The organism is Streptomyces sp. NPDC043812 (assembly GCF_056436245.1).
Genome location: NZ_JBWKCY010000012.1, coordinates 193,381 through 216,340, shown reverse-complemented (window position 1 = coordinate 216,340; position 22,960 = coordinate 193,381). Strand labels below are relative to the sequence as shown.

Genomic DNA, 22,960 nt, shown 5'->3' with positions numbered 1-22,960 from the left:
GCTGCGGAGGCGCTGGGGCCGGCCCGGCAGCGCACACGGTCGCCGCGAACGGCGCGCGCTCGCACCGCCCCGGTCCTACATTGGAGGTGCCGCCGCTCCTCCGAGGCCCGGAGCCGTCATGTCCGTCACCCACGAAGTCAGTTCCGCACCGGCCGTTTACGCGAGCCAGTCCTTCGAGGCGCTGCGCCGCCAGGACCCGCAGGCCGCCGACATCCTGTACGGCGAGGGCCGTCGACAGGCCACGACGCTGCAGCTCATCGCGGCGGAGAACTTCACCTCGCCCGCGGTCCTCGCCGCCCTCGGGTCGCCGCTCGCCAACAAGTACGCCGAGGGCTATCCGGGTGCCCGGCACCACGGCGGCTGCGAGCTCGTCGACATCGCGGAGCGGCTGGCCGTCGACCGGGCGCGCACCCTTTTCGGCGCCGAACACGCCAATGTCCAGCCCCATTCCGGCTCCTCGGCCGTCCTCGCGGCGTACGCGGCGCTGCTGAAACCGGGCGACACCGTGCTCGCCATGGGACTGCCGTACGGCGGCCATCTCACCCACGGCTCTCCCGCGAACTTCTCCGGCCGGTGGTTCGACTTCGCCGCCTACGGGGTCGACGCGGAGACCGGCCTCATCGACTACGAACAGGTCCGCACGCTCGCGCGGCAGCTCAAGCCCAAGGCGATCGTCTGCGGTTCGATCTCCTACCCCCGCCACCCCGACTATGCGACGTTCCGTGAGATCGCCGACGAGGTGGGCGCCTATCTCATCGCCGATGCCGCGCATCCCATCGGTCTGGTGGCGGGCGGCGCCGCACCCAGCCCCGTCCCCTACGCGGACGTGGTCTGCGCCACCACGCACAAGGTGCTGCGCGGGCCGCGGGGCGGAATGATCCTGTGCGGCGCGGACCTGGCCGACTGCATCGACCGCGCGGTCTTCCCGTTCACCCAGGGCGGCGCGCAGATGCACACGATCGCGGCGAAGGCGGTCGCGTTCGGTGAAGCGGCGACGCCGGCGTTCGCGGCGTACGCCCATCAGGTGGTCGCCAACGCACGGGCACTCGCCGAGGGCCTGGAGGCGGAGGGCTTCGCCGTGCTCACGGGCGGCACGGACACCCATATCGTCGGCGCGGACCCGGCTCCGCTGGGTATCGACGGGCGTATCGCGCGCAGCCGTCTTGCCGCGGCGGGCATGGTTCTCGACACATGTGCCCTGCCGTACGGCGGCGGGCGGGGCATCCGGCTCGGGACCGCGGCGGTCACCACCCAGGGCATGGGCCGGCCGGAGATGGCGCACATCGCCACCCTGTTCGGGGAGGCGATCCGGGAGGAGGGCCGGGTACTCGATCAGGTGCAGGAGATCACGGCACGCTTCCCGCCGTACCCGCGCTGAGCCGGGCGGGGGTCGGGAGGCGGCCTCGGGCGGGTGCAACTGCCGCCCGTTCCGCGTCGTCCTATGTCTTAAGGTGTGGAGCGGCGCGTCGTCCAACACATGGGGAACCATTGCGCGAGTACCTGCTGACGCTCTGTGTCACGGTCGCGGTGACATATCTGCTGACCGGACCGGTGCGGAAGTTCGCCATCGCCGCCGGCGCGATGCCGGAGATCCGTGCACGTGACGTGCACCGGGAACCGACACCGCGGCTCGGCGGTATCGCCATGTTCGGCGGCCTGTGCGCGGGGCTGCTCTTCGCGGACCATCTCGCGAATCTGAACGACGTCTTCGAGCTGTCGAACGAGCCGCGGGCGCTGCTCTCGGGCGCGGCCCTGATCTGGCTGATCGGTGTCCTCGACGACAAGTTCGAGATCGACGCCCTGATCAAGCTCGGCGGCCAGATGATTGCCGCGGGTGTGATGGTCGCGCAGGGTCTGACCATCCTGTGGATCCCCGTGCCCGGCGTCGGCACGGTCTCACTGACGGCATGGCAGGGGAATCTGCTGACGGTCGCGCTGGTGGTCATCACCATCAACGCGGTCAACTTCGTCGACGGCCTCGACGGGCTCGCGGCGGGCATGGTGTGCATCACCTCGGGCGCGTTCTTCATGTACGCCTATCGCCTCTGGTACGGCTACGGGATCGAGGAGGCGGCCCCCGCGACGCTGTTCGCCGCCATCCTGATGGGCATGTGCCTCGGCTTCCTGCCGCACAACATGCATCCGGCGCGGATCTTCATGGGCGACTCGGGCTCGATGCTCATCGGTCTGGTGCTGGCCGCCGGCGCGATCTCCATCACGGGGCAGGTGGACCCGGACCGGCTGGGCATCTTCGTCGGCGGCGAGCGGGCGGCGACGCACGCGATGCTTCCGGTCTTCATTCCGCTGCTGCTGCCGCTGACGATCACGGCGCTTCCGGTCGCCGACCTGCTGCTGGCGATCGTCCGTCGCACCTGGCGGGGCCAGTCGCCGTTCGCTGCGGACCGCGGTCACCTCCACCACCGTCTGCTGGAGATCGGCCACTCCCACAGCCGCGCGGTGCTGATCATGTACTTCTGGTCGGCGCTGATCGCGTTCGGCACGGTGGCGTACTCGGTGAACGCGGGCTCGATGTGGATCGTGCTGCTGATCGTGGCGCTGAGCGCGGCGGGCCTGGTCCTGTTGCTGCTGCCCCGCTTCACACCGCGCGCCCCGAAGTGGGCGGAGTCGTTCGTGCCGCCCCGCTACCGGCGCGGCGGGCGGGCGGCGGGATCCGCGGGGGAGCGGACGACGCCTGTGGCGTCCGGGCACGACGACGAGGACCGGGTGCCGGTCGGGGTGGGAGTGAGCGGCATGAACGGCGCGACGGCGGTGGGTGCGCGGGCCCGGTTCCCGGAGCGGGACAGCGTGCGGTCGGGCCGCTGACGGCGCCCCACGGCCGTACCTCCATGGGGGTAAGTCCCCGGCGGTAAGCTGACAAGGCCGACGCAGAGTGCCGCATTACCAGACATAACGACCTGTTGTCGCGCACACACGCGCGCACTCACTCTCATGTGTGAGAGTTGGCACACCTCTGGGTAAAGACCTCATCAAATAGTTTGTGATACCGTTCACGAGACCCGGAGACAGCGCCGAAGGACCGTAGTGCGACGGTCCGTTGGCCCCGAGGAACCGTCTCGGACCGGGCCTACGCTCGTCCATGACGACACCACTGCCCCCACCAAGCAAGCGGAGCTGCCGCCATGCCGTCCAATGACGCACGCACTCTTCTTCTCGCCGCCGTGCCCACTGCTGCCGCCGGCGCGATCGCCGCTGTGATCAGTGGAGTGGTCGCCGGTGGAAAGGGAGCGCTCGGCGCAGTGGTCGGCACCCTGGTGGTGATCCTCTTCATGGGGATGGGCATGCTGGTGCTCCAGCGGACGGCCAAGAACTTCCCGCACCTGTTCCAGGCGATGGGGCTGATGCTCTACACCGCCCAGCTGCTGTTGCTTCTCGTCTTCATGGCGGTGTTCCAGGACACCAGCCTGTTCAACGCCAAGGCCTTCGCCTTCACGCTTCTCGCGTCGACCCTCGTGTGGGTCTCCGCCCAGGCGCGTGCCTATATGAAGGCGAAGATCCTCTACGTCGACCCCGAGTCCGCCAAGGGTGAAACGCCCGTCAAGAGCGGCTCGACGACGTGAGAGGTAGGGGCGGGATAAATGGCCGTTCGGGATCCTGCTATCGTCCGGTGCCAACTGCGGCACTGCGGGCGCGGGCATCTGAGCTGACGCCTGTTCCATCGCGAGGCTCACTGCCTGACAGCCGCCCCCACATCCGAAACACCAGTCCAGTGCCGAACCGCGGCGGCATGCCGCGCCGACACAACGAGGTTGCCGTACCTATGCGCCACGCTGAAGGAGCCCGCGGTGAGTGCTGACCCCCAGATGCTCGCCTTCGACGCAAGCTGTCAGATCTTCAGGGACTGTGGCTTCCCGGCACCCGGGCTCCATTCCTTCCTGTTCAAGCCCATCTTCACCGTCGGCAGCTTCGAGTTCAACAAGGCGATGCTGCTGGCATTCCTCGCGTCGATCGTCGTCGTCGGGTTCTTCTGGGCGGCGTTCAGCAAGCCGAAGCTGGTTCCCGGCAAGCTGCAGATGGTCGGCGAGGCCGGTTACGACTTCGTCCGCCGCGGGATCGTCTACGAGATCATGGGCAAGAAGGACGGCGAGAAGTACGTCCCGCTGATGGTCTCCCTGTTCTTCTTCATCTGGATCATGAACCTCTGGTCCGTGATTCCGCTGGCCCAGTTCCCGGTGACGTCGATCATCGCCTACCCCCTGGGCATGGCGCTCCTGGTCTACGTGCTGTGGGTGAGCCTGACCTTCAAGACGCACGGCTTCGTGGGCGGCTGGAAGAACATCACCGGCTACGACAACTCGCTCGGCCCGGTCAAGTGGCTCGTCGCGTTCATCGACCTCTTCTCCAACCTGCTGATCCGGCCGTTCACCCACGCGGTCCGGCTCTTCGCGAACATGTTCGCGGGCCACATGCTGCTGGTGATGTTCACCCTCGCCAGCTGGTACCTGCTCAACGGCATCGGCATCGTCTATGCCGGCACGTCGTTCGTGATGGTCATCGTCATGACCGGCTTCGAGCTCTTCATCCAGGCTGTTCAGGCATACGTCTTCGTGCTCCTGGCCTGCAGCTACCTCCAGGGCGCGCTCGCCAAGAGCCACTGAGCGACCCGACCCCCCTGCCCAACAGACGTCCGGTGGCCAACCCCCACCGGTCCGTGAAAGAGAAGGAAGAACTGGCATGTCCCAGACCCTTGCCGCCGTCACCGGCAACCTCGGCTCCATCGGTTACGGCCTTGCCGCCATCGGCCCCGGCGTCGGCGTCGGCATCATCTTCGGTAACGGCACCCAGGCTCTCGCCCGTCAGCCCGAGGCGGCCGGTCTGATCCGTACCAACCAGATCATGGGTTTCGCCTTCTGTGAGGCGCTTGCCCTCATCGGCATCGTCATGGGCTTCGTCTTCCGTACCTGATCGTCGGACGACAGCCCAACCCCATTACGGAAGGCATTGATGTGAACCCTCTGGTTCAGCTCGCGGCTGTGGAGGAGCAGAATCCGCTCATTCCGCACCTCGATGAGCTTGTCATCGGCCTGATCGCCTTTGCCATCGTCTTCTTCTTCCTCGCGAAGAAGCTCCTCCCGAACATCAACCGTGTTCTGGAAGAGCGTCGTGAGGCCATCGAAGGCGGTATCGAGAAGGCCGATGCGGCCAAGATCGAGGCCGAGAGCGTGCTCGAGCAGTACAAGGCTCAGCTCGCCGAGGCCCGCCACGAGGCCGCCCGGCTGCGCCAGGAGGCCACCGAGCAGGGCACCGCGATCATCCAGGAGATGAAGGCGGAAGGCCAGCGGCAGCGCGAGGAGATCATCGCTGCCGGCCACGCCCAGATCGCGGCCGACCGCAAGGCTGCGGCCGCTGCGCTGCGTCAGGACGTGGGCAAGCTCGCCACCGACCTGGCCGGCAAGCTCGTCGGCGAGTCCCTCGAGGACCACGCCCGTCAGAGCCGCACCATCGACCGCTTCCTCGACTCGCTCGAGGACGGCGCTTCGAAGGCCGAGGCCGGCCGATGAACGGAGCCAGCCGCGAGGCACTGGCCGCCGCGCACGAGTCGCTCGACGCGCTGACCGACAACTCGTCGGTCGACGCGGCGAAGCTCGCCGGCGAGCTGGCTGCCGTCACCGCGCTGCTCGACCGTGAGGTGTCGCTGCGTCGGGTCCTGACCGACCCGGCGCAGGCCGGCGAGGCCAAGGCCGAGCTGGCCGGGCGCATCTTCGGTGGTCAGGTGGGTGGCGAGGCCGCCGATCTGATCAAGGGCATGGTCCGGTCCCGCTGGTCGCAGTCGCGCGACCTGGTCGACTCGCTCGAGGAACTGGCGAACACCGCCGACCTCACCGCCGCGCAGCAGACCGGTGCTCTCGACAACGTCGAGGACGAGCTGTTCCGGTTCGGCCGGATCCTCTCGTCCAGCACGGAACTGCGGTCCGCGCTGACCAACCGGTCCGCGTCGGCCGCCGCCAAGGGCGGGCTGCTGAGCGGTCTGCTCGGCGGCAAGACCCAGGCGGTCACCGAGCGTCTGATCATCCGCCTTGTCACGCACCCTCGTGGACGTAGCCTGGAAGCGGGACTCGACTCCCTGTCCAAGCTCGCCGCGGCGCGGCGGGACCGGATGGTCGCCGTGGTCACCTCAGCGGTGCCGCTGACCGATGCGCAGAAGCAACGCCTCGGCGCAGGGCTGGCGCGGGTGTACGGCCGCGAGATGCACCTCAATCTCGAAGTGGACCCCGAGGTCCTCGGCGGGATCTCGGTGCGGGTGGGCGACGAGATCATCAACGGCACCATCGCGGATCGTCTCGACGAGGCGAAGCGCCGGATCGCCGGCTGACAGCGCTCAGCGACGCATTAACTGAAATTGGCAAGACCAGCGGCCCGGTTGGGCCGTGCAGAGATTGCAGAAGATTCCTGGGGGTCGGCCCCCAGACCCCCAAAGAAACTTCGGGCCCAACAAGGAGAGCAGGGAACCCAGATGGCGGAGCTCACGATCCGGCCGGAGGAGATCCGGGACGCGCTGGAGAACTTTGTCCAGTCGTACCAGCCGGACGCGGCCTCGCGCGAGGAGGTCGGCACGGTCAGCCTGGCCGGCGACGGTATCGCGAAGGTCGAGGGTCTTCCCTCGGCCATGGCGAACGAGCTGCTGAAGTTCGAGGACGGCACCCTCGGTCTCGCCCTCAACCTCGAGGAGCGCGAGATCGGTGCGATCGTCCTCGGCGAGTTCAGCGGCATCGAGGAGGGCCAGTCGGTCACCCGCACCGGCGAGGTGCTGTCCGTCGCCGTGGGCGAGGGCTACCTCGGCCGTGTCGTCGACCCGCTCGGCAACGCGATCGACGGCCTCGGCGAGATCGAGACCTCGGGCCGCCGCGCCCTTGAACTGCAGGCCCCCACGGTCATGCAGCGCAAGTCGGTGCACGAGCCCATGGAGACCGGCTACAAGGCCGTCGACGCGATGACGCCGATCGGCCGTGGCCAGCGTCAGCTGATCATCGGTGACCGTCAGACCGGCAAGACCGCCCTGGCCGTCGACACGATCATCAACCAGCGCGACAACTGGCGCTCGGGCGACGTGAACAAGCAGGTTCGCTGCATCTACGTCGCCATCGGCCAGAAGGGCTCGACCATCGCGTCCGTGCGCGGCGCTCTGGAAGAGGCCGGCGCGCTCGAGTACACGACGATCGTCGCCGCCCCGGCGTCCGACCCGGCGGGCTTCAAGTACCTTGCCCCGTACACCGGTTCGGCCATCGGTCAGCAGTGGATGTACGAGGGCAAGCACGTCCTCATCATCTTCGACGACCTCTCGAAGCAGGCCGACGCCTACCGCGCCGTGTCCCTGCTGCTGCGTCGTCCGCCGGGCCGCGAGGCCTACCCGGGTGACGTCTTCTACCTGCACTCGCGTCTGCTGGAGCGCTGCGCCAAGCTCTCCGACGACATGGGCGCCGGTTCGATGACGGGTCTGCCGATCGTCGAGACCAAGGCCAACGACGTGTCGGCGTTCATCCCGACCAACGTCATCTCCATCACCGACGGCCAGTGCTTCCTGGAGTCCGACCTGTTCAACGCCGGTCAGCGTCCGGCCCTGAACGTCGGTATCTCGGTCTCCCGAGTCGGTGGCTCCGCCCAGCACAAGGCGATGCGCCAGGTCTCCGGCCGTCTGCGTGTGGACCTCGCCCAGTACCGCGAGCTGGAGGCGTTCGCCGCCTTCGGTTCCGACCTGGACGCCGCGTCCAAGGCTTCGCTGGAGCGCGGTAAGCGCATGGTCGAGCTGCTCAAGCAGCCGCAGTACCAGCCGATGCCGACCGAGGACCAGGTCGTCTCCGTCTGGGCCGGCACCACCGGCCGCATGGACGACGTCCCGGTTCAGGACATCCGCCGGTTCGAGCGCGAGCTGCTGGAGTACCTGCACCGCGAGGAGTCGGGTCTGATGATCTCGATCCGCGAGGGCGCCAAGATGTCGGACGACACGCTGACCAAGGTCGCGGACTCCATCGCGGACTTCAAGAAGCAGTTCGAGACCTTCGACGGCAAGCTGCTCGGCGAGGACGCCCCGGCCGCCGTCAACGTCTCCAAGTGACGACGGAAGGGACCTGACTCATGGGAGCGCAGCTCCGGGTCTACAAGCGTCGCATCCGGTCCGTCACCGCGACGAAGAAGATCACCAAGGCGATGGAGATGATCGCCGCCTCGCGCATCGTCAAGGCGCAGCGCAAGGTGGCGGCCTCCACGCCGTACGCGACCGAGCTCACCCGCGCGGTCACTGCGGTGGCGACCGGATCGAACACCAAGCACCCCCTGACCACGGAGGCCGAGTCTCCGGCGCGGGCCGCGATTCTGCTCATCACGAGCGACCGCGGTCTGGCCGGCGGCTACTCCTCCAACGCCATCAAGGCGGCCGACCGGCTCACCGAGCGGCTCCGCGGCGAGGGCAAGGAGGTCGACACGTACATCGTCGGCCGCAAGGGTGTCGCCTACTACGGCTTCCGTGAGCTCAAGGTCACGGACTCGTGGACCGGGTTCACGGACAGCCCGGACTACGCGGACGCCAAGAAGGTTGCCGCACCGCTCATCGAGGCTGTCCAGCTGGACACCGCGGAGGGCGGCGTCGACGAGCTGCACATCGTCTTCACGGAGTTCGTGTCGATGATGACGCAGACGCCCGTCGACGACCGGATGCTGCCGCTCAGCCTCGACGAGGCCGTGGAGGAGACGGGCGCGAAGGACGAGATCCTTCCGCTGTTCGACTTCGAGCCGTCGGCGGAGGACGTCCTCGACGCCCTGCTGCCGCGCTATGTCGAGAGCCGCATCTACAACGCCCTGCTGCAGGCCGCCGCTTCCGAGCACGCGGCCCGCCGTCGGGCGATGAAGTCGGCCACCGACAACGCGGGCGAGCTGATCAACACGCTCTCCCGACTTGCCAACGCGGCCCGCCAGGCCGAAATCACCCAGGAAATCAGCGAGATCGTCGGTGGCTCCAGCGCCTTGGCCGACGCGACCGCGGGGAGTGACAAGTAATGACGACCACTGTTGAGACGGCCGCCGCCACGGGCCGCGTCGCCCGGGTCATCGGCCCGGTCGTCGACGTGGAGTTCCCCGTCGACGCGATGCCGGAGATCTACAACGCCCTGCACGTCGAGGTCGCAGACCCGGCCCAGGACGGCGCCAAGAAGACGCTGACGCTCGAGGTGTCCCAGCACCTCGGTGACGGCATCGTCCGCACCATCTCGATGCAGCCCACCGACGGCCTGGTCCGCCAGGCCCCGGTGACCGACACGGGCGTGGGCATCAGCGTCCCCGTCGGCGACTTCACCAAGGGCAAGGTGTTCAACACCCTCGGTGAGGTGCTGAACCACCCCGAGGAGAACGCCAACGTCGGTGAGCGCTGGCCGATCCACCGCAAGGCCCCGGCCTTCGACCAGCTCGAGTCCAAGACCGAGATGTTCGAGACCGGCCTGAAGGTCGTCGACCTTCTCACCCCGTACGTCAAGGGTGGAAAGATCGGTCTGTTCGGTGGTGCCGGTGTCGGCAAGACCGTTCTGATCCAGGAAATGATCATGCGTGTCGCCAACCTCCACGAGGGCGTTTCCGTCTTCGCGGGTGTCGGTGAGCGTACGCGTGAGGGCAACGACCTGATCGCGGAGATGGAGGAGTCCGGCGTTCTCGACAAGACCGCGCTGGTCTTCGGTCAGATGGACGAGCCCCCGGGCACCCGTCTGCGCGTCGCCCTGGCCGGTCTGACCATGGCGGAGTACTTCCGCGATGTGCAGAAGCAGGACGTGCTCTTCTTCATCGACAACATCTTCCGGTTCACCCAGGCCGGTTCCGAGGTGTCCACCCTGCTCGGCCGTATGCCGTCCGCGGTGGGTTACCAGCCGAACCTGGCGGACGAGATGGGTCTGCTGCAGGAGCGCATCACCTCGACGCGTGGTCACTCGATCACCTCGATGCAGGCGATCTACGTCCCCGCGGACGACCTGACCGACCCGGCGCCGGCCACCACCTTCGCCCACCTCGACGCGACGACGGTTCTCTCCCGTCCGATCTCCGAGAAGGGCATCTACCCCGCGGTGGACCCGCTGGACTCGACGTCCCGCATCCTGGACCCGCGCTACATCGCGCAGGACCACTACGAGGCCGCCATGCGCGTCAAGGGGATCCTGCAGAAGTACAAGGACCTCCAGGACATCATCGCGATCCTCGGTATCGACGAGCTGGGCGAGGAGGACAAGCTCGTTGTCCACCGTGCCCGTCGTGTCGAGCGCTTCCTGTCCCAGAACACCCACGCGGCGAAGCAGTTCACCGGCGTGGACGGTTCGGACGTGCCGCTCGACGAGTCGATCGCCGCGTTCAACTCGATCTGCGACGGTGAGTACGACCACTTCCCCGAGCAGGCGTTCTTCATGTGCGGTGGTCTTGAGGACCTCAAGAACAACGCCAAGGAGCTCGGCGTCTCCTGAGTCCCATGACTCGCTGAAGAGGGGCGGGTTCCGTCCCGCCCCTCTTCGCACGCCTTTCCCGGGCCTCGCCCGGGACAGCCCCCGGCGCTCCGGCGTCCGGAGCCCTATTAGACTTATGACCCAACACCCGGCATGACCGCCGGGTGGTGACCCGAGGAGCCACCCTTGGCTGCTGAGCTGCACGTCGAGCTGGTCGCCGCGGACCGTAGTGTCTGGTCCGGCGAGGCCACCCTGGTCGTCGCGCGCACCACGTCCGGCGACATCGGCGTCATGCCCGGTCACCAGCCGCTGCTCGGTGTGCTGGAGTCGGGCCCGGTGACCATCCGTACGAGTGAGGGCGGCACTGTCGTCGCCGCCGTCCATGGCGGATTCATCTCGTTCGCGGACAACAAGCTGTCGCTGCTGGCGGAAATCGCCGAGCTGGCGGATGAGATCGATGTCCAGCGCGCGGAGCGTGCGCTGGACCGCGCCAAGTCGGACACGGACGCCGCCGCCGAGCGTCGCGCCGACGTCCGGCTGCGTGCGGTGGCGGTGCACTAGCACCCCGCCGACAGGTTTGTCCCTCAGCCGCGGCCCGGGCTGGAGCTTCTCCAGACCGTGCCGCGGCTGAGGCGATGCAGGTGCAGGTGCACGTGGTATTCGGTTTTACGGGACGATGCGAGGAGGTCGGTGGAGATGTTCCTCGCTCTTCTTGTGAGCGGCCTGGTCGTCCTGCTGGTGGTGGTCGCTCTCTTGGTCTTCGGTCTCCGCAGGCGGCTGATCCAGCGCTCCGGGGGGACCTTCGACTGCAGTCTGCGCTGGAACGTCCCCGAGGAGGGAGACCCTTCCAGCAAGGGCTGGGTGTACGGAGTCGCCCGCTACAGCGGTGACCGGATCGAGTGGTACCGGGTCTTCTCGTACGCTCCCCGTCCTCGGCGCACGCTGGAGCGTTCCGCCATCGAGGTGCTGGCCCGGCGCACGCCGGACAGCGAGGAGGAGCTCGCCCTGCTGTCGGACTCCGTGGTCCTGGGCTGTCTGCACCGCGGCACCCGTCTGGAGCTGGCGATGAGCGAGGACGCCCTGACGGGCTTCCTCGCCTGGCTGGAGGCGGCACCTCCGGGCCAGCGAGTCAATGTGGCCTGAGGGCTTTCGCGCAGGCGGGGCCCTGTCCGGGGCACGTGCACGCGGCCTGATCGTTCGGACATGACGAAGCCCGGGAGAGGGGACTCTCCCGGGCTTCGCGGTCAGCTGGGTACTGCCCCGGGACTACCCGAGCCCGGTGTTGATCGCGCTGACCAGTTCCCCGTTCGTGGTGTCACCGCTGAACTCCCAGAAGAACGCTCCGCCCAGCCCCTGGCCGTTCGCCCAGCTCATCTTGGAGCGGATGGTCGTGGGGGTGTCGTAGCTCCACCAGTTGCTGCCGCAGTGCGCATAGGCCGTGCCGGCGATCGTGCCGTTCGCCGGGCAGCTGTTCTTGAGGACCTTGTAGTCCTCGATGCCCTGCTCGTACGTGCCCGCAGCCGGTCCGGTCGCCGTGCCGCCTGGGGCCGACTGGGTCACCCCGGTCCAGCCGCGTCCGTAGAAGCCGATGCCCAGCAGCAGCTTGGACGACGGCACGCCCTTCGCCTTGAACTTGGCGATCGCCTCGGCGGAGTTGAAGCCCGCCTGCGGGATGCCCGGGTACGAGGTGAGGGGGGAGTGCGGGGCGGTCGGGCCCTGGGCGGCCCAAGCGCCGAAGAAGTCGTACGTCATCACGTTGTACCAGTCGATGTACTGCGCGGCGCCGCCGTAGTCGGCGGCGTCGATCTTGCCGCCGGAGGAGGCGTCCGCCGTGACGGCCGCGGTGACCAGGTTGTTCGTGCCGAACTTGGCACGCATCGCCTGCATCATGTTCTTGAACGCCGCGGGACCGCTGGTGTCGCAGGACAGACCGCAGGCGTTCGGGTACTCCCAGTCCAGGTCGATGCCGTCGAAGACATCGGCCCAGCGCGGGTCCTCGACCAGGTCGTAGCAGGACTGGGCGAAGGCGGCCGGGTTCGCCGCGGCCTGGCCGAAGCCACCGGACCAGGTCCAGCCGCCGAACGACCACAGCACCTTGATGTTCGGGTACTTGGCCTTCAGCTTGCGCAGCTGGTTGAAGTTTCCGCGCAGCGGCTGGTCCCAGGTGTCGGCGACGCCGTCGACGGACTGGTCGGCGGTGTACGCCTTGTCGTAGTCGGCGTAGGCGTCACCGATGGTGCAGCGGCCGCCGGAGACGTTGCCGAAGGCGTAGTTGATGTGCGTGATCTTGGCTGCGGAGCCCGAGGTCACGAGGTTCTTCACGTGGTAGTTGCGCCCGTAGACGCCCCATTCGGTGAAGTAGCCCAGCTTGACCTTGCCACCGGGGCCGGGGCCCGGGTCGGTGCCGCCGCCGGTGGTGCGCACCGCGCGGGCGCCGCTGACGGGACCGGTCTGGTCGGCGCTGTCACGGGCCTGGACGCTGTAGGAGTAGTCGGTGCCAGCGGTCAGCCCGGTGTTGGTGTACGAGGTGCCGGTGACCGTGGCGACCTTGGCGCCGTCGCGCAGCACGTCGTAGTTCTTGATGCCCTTGTCGTCGGTGGCAGCGCTCCAGCTCAGCGTCACCGACGTGTTGGTGATGTTGCTCGCGCTCGGGGTGCCGGGTGCGGAAGGCGGGTTGTCGCCGGGGACGGAGCCGCCGTCGCAGGACGCGCCGTTGAGCTTGCAGCCGGAGGGGGAGCCGGGGCCGCTGCCGTTGAAGCCGAACGTGACGGAGGCGCCGGCGGCCAGCGTGCCGTTCCAGCTCTTGTTCTTCGCGGTCCAGTGGGTGCCCGAGCTCGTCACGTCCGCGTCCCATGCGGAGGTGACGGAGGTCCCGGAGGGGAAGTCCCACTCGACGGTCCAGGAGCTGAGGGCGGTGGTGCCGGTGTTCTTCACCGTCCACTTGCCCTCGAAGCCGGTGCCCCAGTCGGAGACCTTGGCGTACGTGGCGGTCGCCGAGGCGGCTGCCTCGGCGGGGGAGGCGAGGCCGACCATGGCGGCGAGGGGGAGGAGCAGCGCGGTCAGGCCCGCGGTCGCTCTGGCTCTGAGGCCCGGTCTGTTTCTGAGGGCGGATCTGCTTCTGGGGCGGGGCGCCCCGGTGACATGGGTGCTCAAGGAAGCTCCTCGAGTTGCGGACGGACAAGTCGGGGTGGTCCGTACTGCGCACACCGCGTGGCTCACCGCAGCGTGTGTGCCGTGAGAGTAGGAAGGTCTGGACCAATCGTCAATAGGTCCAGACCACAGGTGCCCGTGCTTCCGCAGAGGCCGCCGTCAGATCCCCAACTCCTGCGCCAGCACCGCCGCTTGGACCCGACTGCGCAGGTCGAGCTTTGCCAGCAGCCTGCTGACGTGGGTCTTCACCGTGGCCTCGGCCATCGACAGCCGCCTCGCGATCTCGGCGTTCGACAGCCCCTCCCCGAGACACGCCAGCACCTCGCGCTCACGACGGGTGAGCGCATCCAGCACCGCCGCGTCCCGCCCGCCCGGAGCCCGTGCGGGAGAGGGGGCGGCGAACTCCGCGATCAGCCGTCGCGTGACCGCGGGGGCGATCAGCCCCTCGCCGCGCGCCACGGTGCGCACCGCCAGGATCAGATCCTTCGCCTCCGTGTTCTTGAGCAGAAACCCCGCAGCTCCGGCACGCAGCGCCCCGAAGACGTACTCGTCGAGATCGAACGTCGTCAGTACCAGGACGTCCGCCAGCTTCTCCGCGACCACCTGCCGGGTGGCCGACACCCCGTCCAGCCGTGGCATCTGCACATCCATGAGCACCAGGTCGGGGCGCAGCTCCCGTGCCATCCGCACCGCCTCCTCCCCGTCCGCCGCCTCTCCCACGACGTCGATGTCCGGCGCGCTGCGCAGGATCAGCACCAGCCCGGCGCGCACCGCGCTCTGGTCCTCGGCGACCAGCACCCGGTACGTGCGCGGGACCTCACCCGCCGGCTCGTGCGGCTCGGCAGCGGGAGACGTCATGACCAGGGCTCCTTGTCGTTCAGTACAGGCAGGACGGCCCGTACGCACCAGATCTCCTGCGGCCCCTCGGGCGGCCCCTCGGCCGGGCCGGCCTCGAACGCCCCGTCCAGCAGCACGACCCGCTCCTCCATGCCGACCAGACCGGCACCCGAGCCGGGAGCGCGGGGTCCCGGGCGGCTGCCGTACGGGCTGGTCACCGCGACCGTGAGCGCATCAGGAGCGGCGGACACGATGACCTGCACCACGCCCGGATCCGCGTGCTTGATCGCATTGGTCAGCGACTCCTGCACGATGCGGTACGCCGCGAGCTCCACGGGCGCGGGCAGCGTGTCCCCCTCACCCCGGCGGTCGTCCAGCACGAACGTCAGCCCGCTCGACGACCCGTTCGTCCGGGCCTGTCCGACCAGCGCCTCCAGGCCGGCCAGGGTGGGCGCGGCTGCCGGTTCCGCGTCACCACTGCTGTCCCGCAACAGTCCGATCAGCCGGCGCATCTCCGCCAGGCCCTCGACGCTGTTCTCCCGGATCACCGTCAGCGCCTGCCGGGTCGTCGCCGCGTCGTCCAGGGAGATCGCCGCGGTGGAGTGGATCGCGATGGCAGAAAGGTGGTTGGCCACCATGTCATGCAGTTCCCTGGCCATCCGTGCCCGTTCCGCGACCACCGCCTGGGCGCGGTCCATCTCCGCGAGGAGTGCCGTCTGTTCGGCGCGCAGCCGGGCGGCGTCCGCCGCGTCGCGGTGGTTGCGCACGATCACGCCGGTGATGGCGGGGAAGAACGAGATCAGCCCGGTGACCACGCCGACCAGCAGGGCCTCGGGGCTGCGGAACCACACCAGGCACCCGATGGTGACCGCGATGGTGACCATGCCCGTGACGACCGGGATGCGCCGCGCCGCCCCGGGTGTCCCGTAGAGCACGGCGGCGTATGCCAGGTCGGCGAACATCATGACGGTGGCGATGTTGCCCTGGGTGAACTGGTCGCCGACCACCGCGACCGTGCCGACGAGCAGCGCGGTGCTCGGCGTGATCCGGCGCACCAACTCCAGCGCAGCCATCACGGCGAGCGGCACCAGCACCGTCCACTCCGGGAGCAGACCCCGGCTGCTCTGGGTGTGCAGACCGAGGGACCACAGCAGCACGCCGATGAGCAGACCGCCGACGGCGAGGAGCACGTCGTCGCGGTGAGGGCGGGGGAAGGTCACCACCCCATCAAACACGGAGCGGGTGCGCGGACGCCTCACCGTGGGGGCTGACCCGCGACTACATCGAACGATGCAGGCCCACTTCCTCACTGCCGACGACGATTCGGGCGCCGGCCGCCGCGAGGCTGGAGGAAACGACAAGGAGAGCTGCCGTGATCGTCGCGCTGATCGTGATCTGCGAGGTCGGCTTCTGGGTGCTGCTGGCCGCCGGACTCGCCGTCCGCTACCTGCTGAAGATGCCGCGCACCGGAGCCGCACTGCTGCTGTGCGAACCGTTGCTGGAGGTCGTGCTGCTGATCGTGACCGCGATCGACCTCAAGAACGGAGCAGACCCGAGCGCGAAGCACGGCCTCGCGGCGCTCTACATCGGCTACACCGTCGGCCACGGCCACCGCACCGTGAAGTGGCTCGACGGCCATGCCGCGCACCGGCTCGGCAACGCCCCGCCGCCGACCAGGCCGCCGCGCTACGGCATGGCCCGCGCCAAGCACGAGGGCAGGATCTGGCTCGGCACGCTCCTGGCGGCGGTCGTCACCACCGTGCTGCTCCAGATCGCGATCTGGTACGTGGGCGAAGCGGGCCGGACCGATTCACTGCAGAGCTGGATGTACACCGCCTGGCGGGGGGCCGGCATCCACGGCCTGATCGCTCTCTCGTACACGCTCTGGCCGAAGAAGGCACCCGTCCCCGAGCCGAAGGCCGACCGTGAGCCGGTCCGCGCGGACACGGACTAGGGTCTTTCGTTTGGATCAGGCCGGATCAGTGAGCGGGGTCTGGTGCGTGCGATCGCAAGGCGGAGGAGGGAGGCATGGCGGAGCCATGCCGACCGACGACAACGCGGCGAGCGTGCGTACCAGGGCACGCGAGGCCGGCAAGATCCGAACGAGAGGCCCTAGCGTTCGCCGCCCGGCACCCACAGCACGTCGCCGACCTCCTTGTTCGCCGTCCTGGCGAGAATGAACAGGAGGTCGGACAGGCGGTTGAGGTACGTCGCCGTCAGCGCGTTCATGCTCTCGCCGTGCACCTCCAGCGCCGCCCACGTCGAGCGTTCCGCCCGCCGTACGACCGTGCACGCCTGGTGCAGCAGCGCCGCGCCCGGCGTGCCGCCCGGCAGGATGAAGCTGCGCAGCTTGTCCAACTCCTCCAGGAATCGGTCGCAATCGGCCTCCAGCTTGTCGATGTAGGACTGCTCCACCCGCAGCGGCGGGTACTTCGGGTCCTCGACCACCGGCGTCGACAGGTCCGCGCCCACGTCGAACAGGTCGTTCTGCACCCGGACGAGAACCTTCACGACCTCCTCCCCGAGCTGTCCCAGGGCGATGGCCGTGCCGATGACGGCATTGGCCTCGTTGGCGTCGGCGTACGCGGCGATGCGCAGATCGGTCTTGGCGGTGCGGCTCATGTCGCCGAGAGCGGTGGTGCCCTGGTCGCCGGTACGGGTGTAGATGCGCGTCAGATTGACCATGCCGCAAGCGTAGTTACGCTCCGGCCGCGCGGAGCGCACGTGTGCCGACTGTCACGGAGAAGGCGACCGGGACGGCCGAAGCGGACGGGTGTGACCGCCCTCGAAAGCCCGCCCGCGGGGCCGAACGGCCGCCCGTCGGTGTGATGTCCGCCATGTGGGACGTGACGCGCATCTCTTCGTGGTCACACGGCACCTCACGGGCGCTAACCTCCGCCAGAGAGCGAATATGTAAACAGCTGTTAAGGGGTGTCGCAGTGGCCAGGAAGCTCGCCGTCATCGGGGCCGGACTCATGGGGTCCGGAATCGCGCAGGTCTCGGCGCAGGCCGGCTGGGACGTCGTCCTCCGCGATGTCACCGACGAGGCCCTGGCCCGCGGACGCGACGGCATCAAGGCGTCGTACGACCGCTTCGTCTCCAAGGGCAAGCTCGAAGCCGCCGACGCCGACGCGGCGTTGGCGCGCATCACCACCACGACCGACCTGGACGCCGTCGCCGACGCGGACATCGTCGTCGAGGCGGTCTTCGAGAAGCTCGAGGTCAAGCACGAGATCTTCCGCGCGCTCGACAAGATCGTGCGGGACGACGCCGTCCTCGCCTCCAACACCTCCGCCATCCCGATCACCAAGATCGCGGCCGTGACGGAGCGTCCGGAACGCGTCGTCGGCGCCCACTTCTTCTCGCCGGTGCCGATGATGCAGCTGTGCGAACTGGTGCGCGGCTACAAGACCAGCGACGAAACACTCGCCATCACGCGGGAGTTCGCCGAGTCCGTCGGCAAGACCTGCATCGTCGTCAACCGCGACGTCGCCGGATTCGTCACGACCCGCCTGATCTCGGCTCTCATCGTCGAGGCGGCGAAGCTTTACGAATCGGGCGTCGCCACCGCCGAGGACATCGACATCGCCTGCAAGCTGGGCTTCGGTCACGCGATGGGGCCGCTGGCCACCGCCGACCTGACCGGCGTCGACATCCTGCTGCACGCCACGAGCAACATCTACACCGAGTCGCAGGACGAGAAGTTCGCGCCGCCGGAGCTGATGCGCCGGATGGTGGACGCCGGTGACATCGGGCGCAAGAGCGGGCAGGGCTTCTACAAGCACTGAACCTTATTGACCGATTCGGTATCGCCCGCCGGGGTGAATTCGGTATCGGTTCGCTTACAAGCAGCAACCCTCGCGCTTGCGCGGCAGTCAGTTGTTGCAAGACGGACAAGTAACGAACACGGGGCAACGAAGAGATCTCAGGGGAGCGCATATGCACATCAGGGGCGACCACGCCGAGCTGGTCGTCGGGGGCCGCCTCGACGTCCGCAGCGCGGCGGACGCCCGTACGGTCCTGCACTCGGCCGTCGATGACGGTGTCGGCGACCTCGTGCTCGACCTGACTCGGCTCGACTCCTGGGACGCCACCGGACTCGGGGTGATCATGGGCGCGCACCGGCGGGCCGGCAGGTGCGGCCGCCGGCTGGTGCTGCGCGGCGTGCCGCCGCAGATGCAGAGACTCCTGGTCGCCACCAGGCTGCACCGCATCCTTGCCATCGAAGGCGGCATCGCGGCCGAATCGCTCCCCCGGGTCTGAGTCGGGTGCGATCGACAGGAGGCGCGCAAACCTCCTGAGACCGTGACGTCCCGGACGGCGCACGACCCCGACGGTTCCGCGATGCCGACAGAGCGTCTAGGGTTCGATCGCCCACCCTTTCGAAGGACCCATGAGGTGGGCACCGGACCGAAGCGACGGCGAGTGTGCAGAGAGGCCGGGAGGGCATCAGCACGCGGCTCCGGCCCCGGGATTCCAGTGATCTTGGCGGAGCGAAGCCAGGCAACCGTATCTAGGGGCTTTCACCATGGACAACGACAGCTTCGGCGAGGGCAAGGGCGTGGGACCGGCGCGGCCGCCGCGTGACGCGATCACGCCGGTCGGACAGTCCGCACCGGCTACCGCCCGCACCGTCCGGCTCGTGTCCGGCGACTTCCTGCTGACCGTCAACCCCGTCGACGGCAGCGAGATCGAACCCTGCCCGCCCGGGGAGCAGCCCTCCAGGCCGGTCCGCCGCACCGCGGCCGAACGCACCGAGCTGCAGCGCGCCGCACTGCCTCCCCTCCCGCCGGGACCCGCGTCGCCGAGGCTGCCCCTGCTGGAGCGTGACGAGGAACGCGAGCGCCTCGTCCGGCTGCTGAGCCAGGGCCGTTCCGTCCGGCTCACCGGCCCCTCGGGATCCGGCCGCAGCGCCCTCCTCGACGTTGTCGCCGACCAGTGCACGGAGCTCGCCCCCGACGGTGTCGTGCGCCTCAACGGCCACCACCGGGCACCCGGCGAACTCCTCCAGGATCTCTTCGCCGTCGTCTTCGCCTCGCCCGGTCACCGTCCCGACCGCAACGCCCTCGCCGGCTTCGTCCGCGACATCGGCGCCGTGGTGATCCTCGACGACCTGGAGTTCGGCGGCGCAGCGCTCGACGAGCTGCTCGACGCCGCGCCCGAATGCGCCTTCCTGCTCGCAGCGACGCCCGACGTCGCCGCTCCCTCCGCCGAATCGCCCCTGGAAGAGGTCTTCCTCGGCGGCCTGGGCCGCGCCACCGCGCTGGAGCTGCTCGAGCGCACCGTGGACCGGCCGCTGAGCGAGGAGGAGTCCAATTGGGCGGGCGACCTCTGGTTCGAGTCCGAGGGGCTGCCGCTGCGCTTCGTCCAGGCCGGCGCGCTGCTCCGGCAGTGCGACAACCTGCGTGGTGACCCGGAGGCGTTCGAGGAGTTCGCTCCGTTCGACGCGGCCCAGGGCAAGGACGTACCGCTGCCGACGCTGGGAGAGGGTGCGGCTCCCGCGCCGCTGCTCGCCTCACGGCTCGGCGAATCCGCCCGGCAGACCCTGCGCATCTCCGTCGCGCTCGGCGGCGAGGTGCCCCACCAGGCGCATCTGCCGGCGCTCATCGGGGACACGCACGCGGACGCGGCGCTCGGGGAGCTGATGAGCTGCGGACTGCTGTCCCCGGTCGGCCCGCGCTACCGGCTCGCCGCCGGGGTGCTCGCGCAGCTGCGCGAGAAGGGCTACGACGAGGACGCCGTCGCTCATGCTCACAACGCCGCACAGCACTACGCCTGGTGGTCCGGGCACCCGTCCGTCACGCCCGAGCGTGCCGTCGCCGAGGCGGACGCGGTCCTCGCCGCGCTCGGCGCGCTGGTTCCCGGCCACGACGCCGGCCACTCCAGCACGGCCGTCCTGCTCGCCCGCAGCGCGGCCCCCGTCTTCGCCGCCGGGCAGCACTGGGGCGCGTGGGAGCGGACGCTGCGGGTCGGCTCGGAGGCCGCCCGGATCTCGGGTGAGGTCGCCGAAGAGGCTTACTTCCACCACGAGTTGGGCGTCCTCGCGCTCTGCACCGGCAACCTCGACCGGGCCAGGGCAGAGCTGGAGGCATCGATCGCCATGCGCGGGGCGCTCGCCGACAAGAGCGGCACGGTCGCCGGGCGCCGGGCGCTGGCGCTCGTCGAGGACCGCACGAAGGTGCCGGGGCTCGCACCCAAGCCGGAGGCGCTGACCGTACGCGGCGAGGAGCCGGCCTCACCGGCCCGCGGTGTGGCGGCCCTGCGGCCGTTGTCCGGTCTGAGCGCCACGACCCCGAAACTGCCCCGTACGGACCTGGCGGAGCAGCCCGCGACCCTGGCGTCCCCTCCCGCGTCGCCGGGCCGCCGGCCCGCGCTCCTGGGCGGTGCCCGCCGCAACCTGGTCGCCGCCGGCGCGGGCGCGCTGCTCGCGGCCGTCCTCGGCACCGTCGTGACCCTCGGCGCCACCTCCGACAAGGAGGACCCGCCGGCGGACAACGTCAGGAACGGCCAGCCGGCGGACGACGATCTGCAGGACGACTGGGACACCCCGCAGGACCCGGCGGACGACACGTCGGACGCCCCCGACGACAAGGGCGCCACGAAGAAGCCGACGTCGTCGTCGACGCCGGGCGGCACGTCGTCCCCCGACGCGCCGTCGACCCCGGAGGAGTCCCCGTCGTCGACCGCATCGCAGCCTGGGACCCCGTCGGACACGCCGCGACCGCCGAGGCCGACACCGACGAAGACGACGCCGAAGCCGCCGTCTTCGACCCCGACGCCGACGCCGACACCCCCCACGGGGTCTCCGTCACCCTCCGACAGTCAGACGACGTCCCCGTCGGCCCCTGACGCCGGCACATCGGCGAGCGGCCCGACGGCCACGGAGGCGTCGGCGGCGCAGGTCATGTGACGCCGTGGCGGACCAGCCCTGTTCCGCGGGGCGGCGTGGTCCGTCGGGCTTGCCACGAAAGCCGGGGCGGACGGCGATCGCAATCGAGACGTCGGTGGCAAGGCGCGGTCGGATGCCGCGCATCCCGTGCGCACGGGACATGCCTCCGCGCGGCGGCGCGATCCTTCCGGGCGTACCTGCCGCGGAAGTGGGTGCCGATGGTGGTCGACAGGGCACGGTCGCCCCGTGCGGACCGCCCCTGCCACGGGCGTGGCGAGGGCGCGGCCCGGAGGGTCAGAACAGGCGGAGCTTGTCGTCCTCGATGCCGCGCAGCGCGTCGTAGTCCAGCACCACGCACCCGATTCCGCGGTCCGTCGCCAGGACGCGGGCCTGGGGCTTGATCTCCTGGGCCGCGAACACGCCCTTCACCGGCGCGAGATGCGGGTCGCGGTTGAGCAGGTCCAGATAGCGCGTGAGCTGTTCCACGCCGTCGATCTCACCGCGGCGTTTGATCTCCACCGCCACTGTCGCGCCGTCCGCGTCGCGGCACAGGATGTCCACCGGGCCGATGGCCGTGGGGTATTCGCGGCGGATGAGGCTGTATCCCTCGCCGAGTGTCTCGATCCGGTCGGCGAGCAGCTCCTGGAGGTGCGCTTCCACGCCGTCCTTGATGAGGCCGGGGTCCACTCCGAGCTCGTGCGACGAGTCGTGGAGGATTTCCTCCATCGTGATGATCAGTTTCTCGCCCGCTTTGTTCACCACGGTCCAGACGTCGTCGTCGCCCTCCTTCAACGTGCAGGGCGGCGACATCCAGTTCAGCGGTTTGTACGCCCGGTCGTCGGCGTGGATGGACACGCTGCCGTCCGCCTTGACCAGGATCAATCGAGGTGCGGAGGGCAGATGGGCGGTGAGCCGGCCCGCGTAGTCCACGGAGCAGCGGGCGATGACGAGACGCATGGTGCGCAACGCTACTCGACCGGTGCTGCCCCGCGCGATTCGCCCCGTCGCCTTCGAGGTCCTTCGGGTCGCCTGCCCCGATTCGCCCCCATCGTTATTTGGCCGGTTGTGTTCCCAATCTCCTGGTGCGCTCAAGACAGCGCACTTACCGTGGAAGCGGGAGGTTGCCGGTCGTGCACTCTGCGTCGTCCTACGTCGTTCGTATGTCGTCGTTTCGCTCGCTTCCTCCTTCCCTGCCCGTAAGGCCCCATTTGTCCGGGGCCGCGAGAGGAGAACCCATGTCGCTCGACGTCTCACCGGCGCTGTTGGAACAGGCCGAGCGAGGCGAGGTCGACGAAGCAGCTTTCGTCGACTGCGTCCGGACCTCCCTGCCCTACGCATGGGAGATGATCAGTTCTCTGGTGGCTCAGCTGAAGGTGGACGGCGGCGAGTTCGCCGACAACCAGACGCCTCCGCCGGACGAGCAGGCACGTGGTCAGCTGCTGCGCGCACTCGCGAGTGACGCGATTCGCGGTGCGCTCCAGCGGCATTTCGGTGTGCGTCTGGCTTTCCAGAACTGCCACCGCGTAGCGGTGTTCCCGATGGACTCCTCGGTGGACGAGCGGCTCGCCCGCTTCACTTCCGTTCGGGGCCAGCTGCTGAACCAGTCGCCCGAACTGCGCGACTGCTGAGGTCCGTACGAGTCCGTACGCGTGCG

The 22,960-nt window shown here is 69.1% G+C and carries 22 protein-coding genes; 17 read left to right on the top strand and 5 right to left on the bottom strand.

Annotation, left to right across the window (positions count from 1 at the left end; translation table 11 throughout):
* Positions 1-118 precede the first annotated feature (118 nt).
* The 12 genes from AC067Z_RS19745 to AC067Z_RS19690 all read left to right on the top strand — a co-directional run bounded on the left by AC067Z_RS19745 (position 119) and on the right by AC067Z_RS19690 (position 11,573).
* On the top strand, positions 119-1,378 hold the full coding sequence (locus AC067Z_RS19745; protein ID WP_478790825.1) for a serine hydroxymethyltransferase: 1,260 nt from the start codon (positions 119-121) through the stop codon (positions 1,376-1,378).
* 110 nt (positions 1,379-1,488) lie between these two features.
* Positions 1,489-2,823 carry an MraY family glycosyltransferase gene (locus AC067Z_RS19740; protein ID WP_478790824.1) on the top strand — a complete coding sequence of 445 codons (1,335 nt, stop codon included), beginning with the start codon at positions 1,489-1,491 and terminating at the stop codon, positions 2,821-2,823.
* A gap of 317 nt (positions 2,824-3,140) precedes the next feature.
* Positions 3,141-3,578, top strand: coding sequence for a hypothetical protein (locus AC067Z_RS19735; protein ID WP_478790823.1), 438 nt, complete (start codon positions 3,141-3,143; stop codon positions 3,576-3,578).
* Between the two features lie 225 nt (positions 3,579-3,803).
* The gene (atpB, locus tag AC067Z_RS19730; RefSeq protein WP_478790822.1) at positions 3,804-4,616 is read left to right on the top strand and encodes a F0F1 ATP synthase subunit A; all 813 of its coding nucleotides are present in this window, start codon (positions 3,804-3,806) and stop codon (positions 4,614-4,616) included.
* 76 nt (positions 4,617-4,692) lie between these two features.
* Complete coding sequence (atpE, locus tag AC067Z_RS19725) at positions 4,693-4,923, top strand: ATP synthase F0 subunit C (RefSeq protein ID WP_478790821.1); 231 nt, start codon at positions 4,693-4,695, stop codon at positions 4,921-4,923.
* A 41-nt stretch (positions 4,924-4,964) separates the two neighbouring features.
* On the top strand, positions 4,965-5,519 hold the full coding sequence (locus tag AC067Z_RS19720) for a F0F1 ATP synthase subunit B (protein WP_478790820.1): 555 nt from the start codon (positions 4,965-4,967) through the stop codon (positions 5,517-5,519).
* A complete protein-coding gene (locus AC067Z_RS19715; RefSeq protein ID WP_478790819.1) occupies positions 5,516-6,331 on the top strand; it encodes a F0F1 ATP synthase subunit delta in 816 nt (271 codons plus the stop codon). The genes AC067Z_RS19720 and AC067Z_RS19715 overlap by 4 nt, the downstream gene beginning before the upstream one ends.
* Before the next feature lie 141 nt (positions 6,332-6,472).
* Complete coding sequence (gene atpA, locus AC067Z_RS19710; protein WP_478790818.1) at positions 6,473-8,071, top strand: F0F1 ATP synthase subunit alpha; 1,599 nt, start codon at positions 6,473-6,475, stop codon at positions 8,069-8,071.
* Positions 8,072-8,091: 20 nt separating this feature from the next.
* Positions 8,092-9,009, top strand: a complete 918-nt coding sequence (locus AC067Z_RS19705; protein WP_478790817.1) for a F0F1 ATP synthase subunit gamma — start codon at positions 8,092-8,094, stop codon at positions 9,007-9,009.
* On the top strand, positions 9,009-10,451 hold the full coding sequence (gene atpD, locus AC067Z_RS19700) for a F0F1 ATP synthase subunit beta (protein ID WP_478790816.1): 1,443 nt from the start codon (positions 9,009-9,011) through the stop codon (positions 10,449-10,451). Before AC067Z_RS19705 ends, atpD begins: the two co-directional genes overlap by 1 nt.
* 165 nt (positions 10,452-10,616) lie before the next feature.
* Positions 10,617-10,991, top strand: coding sequence for a F0F1 ATP synthase subunit epsilon (locus tag AC067Z_RS19695; RefSeq protein WP_478790815.1), 375 nt, complete (start codon positions 10,617-10,619; stop codon positions 10,989-10,991).
* Between the two features lie 135 nt (positions 10,992-11,126).
* A complete protein-coding gene (locus AC067Z_RS19690) occupies positions 11,127-11,573 on the top strand; it encodes a DUF2550 domain-containing protein (protein ID WP_478790864.1) in 447 nt (148 codons plus the stop codon).
* Between the two features lie 123 nt (positions 11,574-11,696).
* Here the strand turns inward: AC067Z_RS19690 and AC067Z_RS19685 are convergent, their stop codons facing one another.
* From AC067Z_RS19685 to AC067Z_RS19675, 3 genes are all read right to left on the bottom strand, one after another.
* A complete protein-coding gene (locus AC067Z_RS19685) occupies positions 11,697-13,463 on the bottom strand; it encodes a glycosyl hydrolase family 18 protein (RefSeq protein ID WP_478790863.1) in 1,767 nt (588 codons plus the stop codon).
* A 276-nt stretch (positions 13,464-13,739) separates the two neighbouring features.
* A complete protein-coding gene (locus AC067Z_RS19680) occupies positions 13,740-14,438 on the bottom strand; it encodes a response regulator (RefSeq protein ID WP_478790814.1) in 699 nt (232 codons plus the stop codon).
* Entirely contained in the window at positions 14,435-15,637 is a 1,203-nt protein-coding gene (locus AC067Z_RS19675; RefSeq protein WP_478790813.1) for a sensor histidine kinase, read from the bottom strand. Before AC067Z_RS19675 ends, AC067Z_RS19680 begins: the two co-directional genes overlap by 4 nt.
* A 152-nt stretch (positions 15,638-15,789) precedes the next feature.
* On the opposite strand from AC067Z_RS19675, the gene AC067Z_RS19670 reads away from it, so the two are divergent.
* Entirely contained in the window at positions 15,790-16,371 is a 582-nt protein-coding gene (locus tag AC067Z_RS19670; protein ID WP_478790812.1) for a hypothetical protein, read from the top strand.
* A 158-nt stretch (positions 16,372-16,529) separates the two neighbouring features.
* Here the strand turns inward: AC067Z_RS19670 and AC067Z_RS19665 are convergent, their stop codons facing one another.
* Positions 16,530-17,102: a cob(I)yrinic acid a,c-diamide adenosyltransferase gene (locus AC067Z_RS19665; protein ID WP_478790811.1), complete on the bottom strand. Its 573-nt coding sequence runs from the start codon at positions 17,100-17,102 to the stop codon at positions 16,530-16,532.
* Between the two features lie 254 nt (positions 17,103-17,356).
* Between AC067Z_RS19665 and AC067Z_RS19660 the strand changes: the two genes are divergently transcribed.
* The 3 genes from AC067Z_RS19660 to AC067Z_RS19650 all read left to right on the top strand — a co-directional run bounded on the left by AC067Z_RS19660 (position 17,357) and on the right by AC067Z_RS19650 (position 21,327).
* Positions 17,357-18,205 carry a 3-hydroxyacyl-CoA dehydrogenase family protein gene (locus AC067Z_RS19660; protein ID WP_478790810.1) on the top strand — a complete coding sequence of 283 codons (849 nt, stop codon included), beginning with the start codon at positions 17,357-17,359 and terminating at the stop codon, positions 18,203-18,205.
* Positions 18,206-18,356: 151 nt separating this feature from the next.
* Complete coding sequence (locus tag AC067Z_RS19655) at positions 18,357-18,680, top strand: STAS domain-containing protein (RefSeq protein WP_478790809.1); 324 nt, start codon at positions 18,357-18,359, stop codon at positions 18,678-18,680.
* A 265-nt stretch (positions 18,681-18,945) separates the two neighbouring features.
* On the top strand, positions 18,946-21,327 hold the full coding sequence (locus AC067Z_RS19650; protein WP_478790808.1) for an ATP-binding protein: 2,382 nt from the start codon (positions 18,946-18,948) through the stop codon (positions 21,325-21,327).
* A gap of 273 nt (positions 21,328-21,600) precedes the next feature.
* Here the strand turns inward: AC067Z_RS19650 and nucS are convergent, their stop codons facing one another.
* Complete coding sequence (nucS, locus tag AC067Z_RS19645; RefSeq protein WP_478790807.1) at positions 21,601-22,263, bottom strand: endonuclease NucS; 663 nt, start codon at positions 22,261-22,263, stop codon at positions 21,601-21,603.
* Positions 22,264-22,541: 278 nt separating this feature from the next.
* Here nucS and AC067Z_RS19640 point away from each other — a divergent pair, with 278 nt between their 5' ends.
* A complete protein-coding gene (locus tag AC067Z_RS19640) occupies positions 22,542-22,934 on the top strand; it encodes an SCO5389 family protein (protein WP_478790806.1) in 393 nt (130 codons plus the stop codon).
* The last annotated feature ends 26 nt before the right edge of the window (positions 22,935-22,960 follow it).

Bases quoted from the DNA above. Each gene is read 5' to 3' on its own strand.
- AC067Z_RS19680 (WP_478790814.1), bottom strand. From the start codon at position 14,438: ATGACGTCTCCCGCTGCCGAGCCGCACGAGCCGGCGGGTGAGGTCCCG.
- AC067Z_RS19735 (WP_478790823.1), top strand. From the start codon at position 3,141: ATGCCGTCCAATGACGCACGCACTCTTCTTCTCGCCGCCGTGCCCACT.
- atpD (WP_478790816.1), top strand. From the start codon at position 9,009: ATGACGACCACTGTTGAGACGGCCGCCGCCACGGGCCGCGTCGCCCGG.
- nucS (WP_478790807.1), bottom strand. From the start codon at position 22,263: ATGCGTCTCGTCATCGCCCGCTGCTCCGTGGACTACGCGGGCCGGCTC.
- AC067Z_RS19640 (WP_478790806.1), top strand. From the start codon at position 22,542: ATGTCGCTCGACGTCTCACCGGCGCTGTTGGAACAGGCCGAGCGAGGC.
- AC067Z_RS19685 (WP_478790863.1), bottom strand. From the start codon at position 13,463: ATGGTCGGCCTCGCCTCCCCCGCCGAGGCAGCCGCCTCGGCGACCGCC.
- atpA (WP_478790818.1), top strand. From the start codon at position 6,473: ATGGCGGAGCTCACGATCCGGCCGGAGGAGATCCGGGACGCGCTGGAG.
- AC067Z_RS19655 (WP_478790809.1), top strand. From the start codon at position 18,357: ATGCACATCAGGGGCGACCACGCCGAGCTGGTCGTCGGGGGCCGCCTC.
- AC067Z_RS19650 (WP_478790808.1), top strand. From the start codon at position 18,946: ATGGACAACGACAGCTTCGGCGAGGGCAAGGGCGTGGGACCGGCGCGG.
- AC067Z_RS19705 (WP_478790817.1), top strand. From the start codon at position 8,092: ATGGGAGCGCAGCTCCGGGTCTACAAGCGTCGCATCCGGTCCGTCACC.
- AC067Z_RS19690 (WP_478790864.1), top strand. From the start codon at position 11,127: ATGTTCCTCGCTCTTCTTGTGAGCGGCCTGGTCGTCCTGCTGGTGGTG.
- AC067Z_RS19715 (WP_478790819.1), top strand. From the start codon at position 5,516: ATGAACGGAGCCAGCCGCGAGGCACTGGCCGCCGCGCACGAGTCGCTC.
- AC067Z_RS19665 (WP_478790811.1), bottom strand. From the start codon at position 17,102: ATGGTCAATCTGACGCGCATCTACACCCGTACCGGCGACCAGGGCACC.
- atpE (WP_478790821.1), top strand. From the start codon at position 4,693: ATGTCCCAGACCCTTGCCGCCGTCACCGGCAACCTCGGCTCCATCGGT.
- AC067Z_RS19745 (WP_478790825.1), top strand. From the start codon at position 119: ATGTCCGTCACCCACGAAGTCAGTTCCGCACCGGCCGTTTACGCGAGC.